Origin of the sequence: uncultured Campylobacter sp., from assembly GCF_937949835.1 — a bacterium.
In the GTDB taxonomy this organism is placed as follows: domain Bacteria; phylum Campylobacterota; class Campylobacteria; order Campylobacterales; family Campylobacteraceae; genus Campylobacter_B.
Genome location: NZ_CALEDC010000306.1, coordinates 1 through 5,214 on the forward strand (window position 1 = coordinate 1; position 5,214 = coordinate 5,214).

Annotated in this window: 4 protein-coding genes and 1 pseudogene; 2 read left to right on the forward strand and 3 right to left on the reverse strand. The window is 51.4% G+C overall.

The window, feature by feature from the left end; all coding sequences use genetic code 11:
- The 3 genes from Q0256_RS06970 to Q0256_RS06980 form a co-directional block, all read right to left on the reverse strand.
- The coding region (locus Q0256_RS06970; protein WP_297961561.1) for a rhodanese-like domain-containing protein at window positions 1–609 on the reverse strand (609 nt) is incomplete at its 3' end.
- A gap of 342 nt (window positions 610–951) precedes the next feature.
- Window positions 952–1,743: a UDP-N-acetylmuramate dehydrogenase gene (locus tag Q0256_RS06975; protein ID WP_297961564.1), complete on the reverse strand. Its 792-nt coding sequence runs from the start codon at window positions 1,741–1,743 to the stop codon at window positions 952–954.
- A gap of 574 nt (window positions 1,744–2,317) precedes the next feature.
- The gene (locus Q0256_RS06980) at window positions 2,318–3,214 is read right to left on the reverse strand and encodes a menaquinone biosynthesis family protein (RefSeq protein ID WP_297961566.1); all 897 of its coding nucleotides are present in this window, start codon (window positions 3,212–3,214) and stop codon (window positions 2,318–2,320) included.
- A 297-nt stretch (window positions 3,215–3,511) separates the two neighbouring features.
- Here Q0256_RS06980 and recA point away from each other — a divergent pair, with 297 nt between their 5' ends.
- Both recA and eno read left to right on the forward strand, forming a co-directional pair.
- Window positions 3,512–4,555 (forward strand): recombinase RecA, encoded by a 1,044-nt coding sequence (recA, locus tag Q0256_RS06985; RefSeq protein WP_297961569.1) that lies wholly within the window; start codon window positions 3,512–3,514, stop codon window positions 4,553–4,555.
- A pseudogene (eno, locus tag Q0256_RS06990) lies at window positions 4,555–5,214 on the forward strand (phosphopyruvate hydratase); the annotation flags it as partial. The gene recA and the pseudogene eno, both read left to right, overlap by 1 nt.

Below are 5,214 nucleotides of genomic sequence, written 5' to 3' on the forward strand. Positions count from 1 at the left end.
GCTGTAGCAGTGCGTAATTATCCTTTTGCCCTTGTTGGCCTCAAGCACATCCTTGTAGTTTTCTAAAGGCTCGCCGTCAGGAATATTTATCGCGCCTTTCATATGCCCCGCGTCGTAGTCTTTTTTTTCGCGCACATCGATGACTAAGACGTTCGGATCATTCGCTATTTTCAAAAACCCCTCCGCGTTTATGCTGCCGACCTTGTACAGCTCGTAGTCGTACTGCTTCACGCCGGGCGCGTTCATAAGCATACTAAAGCCCTTTTGCTTAAGCAGATCAAGTGCCTTTCCACTGCGGTTGCCCGTATTGCAATAAAGCACGACGTTTTTATCCTTGTAGGCGTTTATCTCGTCCAGTCTGCTTTCCAGCTCTCCAAGCGGGATATTAATCGCTTGCTTTATGTGGCCTGCGGCGTACTCATCTGCAGTTCTAACGTCAATGACTAGATAATTTTCTTTTGCTCTATTGTCCTCCTCTATCGCCGATAGCGCCGCGCCGCTTATGGCGTAGCCGTTAGGCTGTTGCATCTCGGCACCGCAAGTTGCGAAAGACCCCAATGCCGCCAGCAAAACCGCGCTTTTTAAAATTTTGTGAGAAATAAATTTCATGTTTTTCCTTTGAATTTTAGCTTTTAAAGCGGGAGATTATATCAAAATTTTATCTAGATAGTGTGAATTTGCGCCGTTAGCAGATGCGAGCGATCAAGTAGGGGTCCGATTGCAAAACCCGAATAGCGATAAAATTTAATAAGGTCGGACTTGCGTCCGACCGGTATCAGAAAGGAGGGATCAAAATATATAGACCGCCACGATAAACGCTCTTAGGCAAAAGCCGCCCACAAGCACGCCGTATTCGCTATAAACACAGCTTTTTATCTCCTCGCCGTCGTGCGCGTGGCGCTCGCTTGTTACGCTTCCTCTCCGCTTTAGCTTGTGAAGTCCACGCTTGAACTATAAAATTTTAACCTCTAGCTCGAGCGCGACGCCGAAGCGCTGCAAAACCCGCTCGCGAGCAAGCTCTATCAGGCTCATCACATCCTCAAAGCTCGCGCCGCCGAAATTTATGATGAAATTGGCGTGCTGCTCGCTAAATTTCGCGCCGCCGATCGCGTAGCCTTTTAGTCCCGCCGCTTCGATCAGTCTGCCCGCGGCGTCATTCGGCGGATTTTTAAAGCAGCTTCCAAAGCTTGCTCCCTTTGGCTGGTTGGCGCGTTTGGCGGCGAAATCCGCGGCGAGTTCGGCATCAAAGCCGCGTGAAATTTTAAACTCGGCGCCCAAAATCGGCTCCTCGATCCCGCTTCTTCGGTAGCCGAAGCTTATCCGCTCGCGCTCCACCCAGCCGCGAGCCAGGCGCACGGCAAGCAGGCTATCGCTGATGCTAGCGCCGGCGAGCCCCGCGTTCATTTTGATTAGCCCGCCGAGCGTGCCCGGGATGTTTCGCAAAAACTCAAAGCCGCCGATGTTTTGCTTTTTGGCGAAGTTGTAAATTTTACCCGACTTCGTCGCAGCCCCGATGCTAAGGACGTCTCCGCTTAGGCTTATGCGGTCGAACTCCTCGCTTAGCATCGCAAGGTGCGGCGGTGCGGATGAGATGAGCAGATTGTTGCCGCCGCCGATGATCGCGCCCCCCGCTATACTCTCAAACTCCGCAAAATCGGCCTCGTCTTTTAAAATTTGCACCGCAAAGCTCCCGCCGATGCGCACGGAGGTGTATTTGCTAAAATCTATCTGCTTTGTTTTCAAAATTTTGCCTTTTAAATTTCATTTCTAAATTTTGCGCTAGCCGCGCCGCACTGTACGAAGCTGTACACTATTCCAAAAAAATTTAGCGACGCCGGCGCGATTAAAATTTAGCTCGCTTGCGATACGTTTTCAGCGGCGCACTACGTCGCACGCGCAACTCGCACCCTGCGGTACAAAATACAGCAGCGCAATGTAGCGCCGCGCCGTGAAATTTCATCACTGCGTAGCCGTAAATTTAAGGCGTACAGATTGCACGGCGACAAATGGCCTACAGCGTGCGGTCGATTGGCACAGCTTGGCGGCAAAATCCGCGGCGCACTCGGCGTCAAATTTGCGCTAAATTTTAAACTCGCTATACTCCGCGGCTAAATTTCAAAAGCTACGGCGCAGCACCGCCATGGCAAGAGCGCGGATAAAATTCTACCTCGCGCGGCAACTTTTACGCCGAAGCAAAATTTAGCCAAGTCACACTCCGCTTAACGACGAGGAATTTAGCTAAAACGCGATTTCATTCCGAGTAGAATTTAACCGAAGCAAGCGCTAAATTTCATCTAAATTTTGATCTCACTAGACCTTACATCGGGTTTTGCCCGCCGCAGTCCGCAAAACGGATCTCGTTATATTCGCGCGGGATAAAATTCTCCTGCGCGCTAATCGGCGCAGAGTAAAATCCGCGCTCGTAACCAAGCTCAAATAGCCTATCTACCGCCTTTATCTGCGCCCCCGAAAGCTCGATCGAGGCTTCGTTGGCATAAAGGCTCAGATATTTTTCGAGCTTTGCGTCGTCTACGCGGATGAGATTTCGCTCAAGGAGCATATGCGACAAAAGCGGCTTATGCGCGGTGGCGATACGCACGCCTTCGGTTAGCACGCGCTCGCACTCGATGGCGTCCGTTATCGGCAGGCTGCGACGAACCGCCATACCTCCTAGCGGCAGCGGCAGATTTTCGCCCGCTAGCTCGCTCCAGATATCCCAGATCTCGCGCTCCACGCAAAGCTCGTCCGAAAAGTCCAAAATGCTCTCGTGTATCAGCACGCCTGCGTCCACTTCGCCGCTTAAGACCGCGCCCTCGATGTCGAGAAAATTTTTATAAACTATGCGCGCCTGCGGGTATGCCATGCGAAAAAGTAGGGCGTTTGTCGTGTGTTTGCCGCTGAGCGCGACTTTGAAATTTCGCTTTAAGACCGCGCCCTTTTTCTTAACTAGCTTTGGTCCGTAGCCCTCGCCAAAGCTCACCGCCGTGCGTAAAAGCGCGTATTCGTCGCAGATAAGCGGATATAGCGCGAAGCTAATCGCCGTGGCCTCGTAAGTGCCCTTTAGCGCCTCGTCGTTTAGCGTCTGGATATCAAGCGCGGTGGCGCTAAATTTTAGATTTTTGGAGCTCACCCAACCAAAATCAATCGCCTTATACATAAAAATATCATCCGCATCGGGCGAGTGGGCGACGTTTATATGCTTAAAAATCTTCAAATTTTATCCTTTTTGCTCCGCTTTAAATTTCGCGCGCGGCGCGCAGCTTGATTCCAAAATGTTGCGAAATTATAGTGAAATTTTGCTACAGTCCTCATAAAAATGCGGAATTTCTAAAGAAAAACGTGAAAAATTAAGCCCGCTTAAAAGGCTAAATTTAATGCTCTCCGCTTGCCGCACAGAGCTTTTGCGCTCCTTAAAAATTTCAAATTCCGATGCCGCGCCGAATTTGAGCGAATAATCAAAAATTCATTTCAAATTTGGTAAAATCAAATGAATTTATTTTTAAGGAAAAACATGGACGAGGGAAAGAAAAAGACGCTGGATGCGGCGCTAAAATCGATCGACAAAGCTTTCGGTAAGGGCACGCTCGTGCGACTGGGCGATAAGCAGGTCGAGCCGATAGACGCCATCTCTACGGGCTCTGTGGGGCTTGACATCGCGCTTGGCATCGGCGGCGTGCCGAAAGGGCGTATCATCGAGATTTACGGGCCGGAGAGCTCGGGAAAGACGACGCTTACGCTTCACATCATCGCCGAGTGCCAAAAGGCGGGAGGAATTTGCGCATTCGTAGACGCCGAACACGCGCTGGACGTCAAATACGCTTCGAATTTAGGCGTAGATACCGACAATCTCTACGTCAGCCAGCCCGACTTCGGCGAGCAAGCGCTTGATATCGTAGAAACCCTAGCAAAAAGCGGCGCGATCGATCTCATCGTCGTTGATAGCGTCGCCGCGCTCACGCCGAAAAACGAGATCGAGGGCGACATGGGCGATCAGCACGTGGGGCTTCAGGCGCGACTTATGAGCCAAGCGCTGCGCAAACTCGCCGGCGTCGTGCATAAGATGAATACGACGGTGATCTTTATCAACCAAATCCGTATGAAGATCGGGCAGATGGGCTACGGCACACCTGAGACGACGACCGGCGGAAATGCGCTTAAATTTTACGCTTCGGTGCGCATCGACATACGCAAGATCGCTACTTTGAAACAAAACGAAGAGAGCATCGGCAACCGCGCCAAGGTCAAGGTCGTGAAAAACAAGGTGGCGCCGCCGTTTAAGATCGCGGAATTTGACATAATGTTTGGCAAGGGCATCAGCAAGGTGGGTGAGTTGATCGATTACGGCGTCAAGCTCGATATCGTCGATAAAAGCGGTGCGTGGTTCAGCTACGGCGACACTAAGCTGGGTCAAGGGCGCGAAAACGCTAAAATTTATCTAGAGAATAACCCTGCTGTCGCTGAAGAGATCACTGCTAAAATACGCGAGCAGATGGGTAGTGTAAATTTCAGCGCAGACGCAGACGATGAAGAAAATTTACAAAGCGGAGAGGAATGATGATTTATATCGAAGATGTTTATGCGATAGAGGTGCTAGATAGCCGTGGCAACCCGACCGTGAAAGCGACCGTGGCTCTAAGCGACGGCACCGTAGCAAGCGCGATAGTCCCAAGCGGCGCAAGCACGGGCAAACGCGAGGCGCTGGAGCTTCGCGACGGGGGCGATAGATACTGCGGCAAGGGCGTGCTAAAGGCGGTAGAAAACGTAAATTCTCAGATCGCGGAGGCTGTGATCGGGCTGGATGCGTTTGATCAAAAGGCGCTTGACGATGAGATGAGAGAGCTTGACGGCACCGATAACTACTCAAATTTGGGCGCAAATGCGGTGCTTGGCGTATCTATGGCGGTAGCGCGCGCGGCGGCAAAGAGCCTTGACGTGCCTTTGTACCGCTACCTAGGCGGCGCGAATGCCAGCGTGCTACCCGTGCCGATGTTTAATATCATTAACGGCGGCGCGCACGCGAACAACAGCGTGGATTTTCAAGAATTTATGATTATGCCGTTTGGATTTGATAAATTTAGCGACGCGCTGCGAGCGGCGAGCGAAATTTACCACACGCTAAAAGGTCTTCTAAACGCGGCCGGCCACAGCACGGCGGTGGGCGACGAGGGCGGATTTGCGCCGAATTTAAACGATAACGAAGAGCCGATCAAACTA

Bases quoted from the DNA above. Each gene is read 5' to 3' on its own strand.
- recA (WP_297961569.1), top strand. From the start codon at position 3,512: ATGGACGAGGGAAAGAAAAAGACGCTGGATGCGGCGCTAAAATCGATC.